This is a genomic window from Aminobacter sp. P4_D5 (assembly GCF_056401815.1).
This window is the reverse complement of record NZ_JBFUIP010001138.1, coordinates 1-573: the sequence shown is the minus strand read 5'-3', so window position 1 is coordinate 573 and position 573 is coordinate 1. Positions and strand designations below refer to the sequence as shown.

The following is a 573-nucleotide window of genomic DNA, read 5'->3' as shown; positions in this document are numbered from 1 at the left end:
GATCGGGCCGCGTCATCGCGCCGGCGCCCGCGCGCCCGGTATTGGGTTTTGCGCAGGCGAAAGGGTGCGCGCCCGCCGCGCACCAGGGGGATGGCCGAGGCCGCAGCGGCGGGCACGGGCCGCCGGTTCCAGGGGAGGAGGAGAACCGGCGGCCTCACGGGGCGGGCGCGCGGAGGATCGCGCGCCGCTCGCCCCGGATCGGTGGAGTCCGATCGCTTCGGGCTTCTTCGCCCGAAGCGTCCATCGGCCTCCCGGCCATCAGCCGTTCACGAGCTTGCGGAAACCCTCCGTCACGCGCTTCACGAATTCCGGCTCGCGCTGGCGCCAGTAGCGGGGGTCGCGCATCATCCGGCGCAGTTCGCCCTCGTCCATCGCGGCCGGCGGCGAGGCATCGCGTTCCAGGCTCGGCTCGCCGCCCTGCATCATGCGCTCCAGCGCGAGCACGCCCTCGGACGTCGTCGCCAGGGCGTCGAAGACGGCGGGCGGCAGGTTCGCCCGGCCCCAGGCGGAGAGTTGCGCGGCCACGCGGCGGTAACGCTCGTCGCCGCCGAAATGCGCGCGCAGCTTCTCGGC

Annotated in this window: 1 protein-coding gene; it reads right to left on the bottom strand. The window is 74.7% G+C overall.

All coding sequences use genetic code 11. From position 1 onward, the window contains the following. Positions 1-258 precede the first annotated feature (258 nt). A partial coding sequence (locus AC1DWF_RS37120; protein ID WP_476843423.1) for a hypothetical protein occupies positions 259-573 on the bottom strand: 315 nt, incomplete at its 5' end.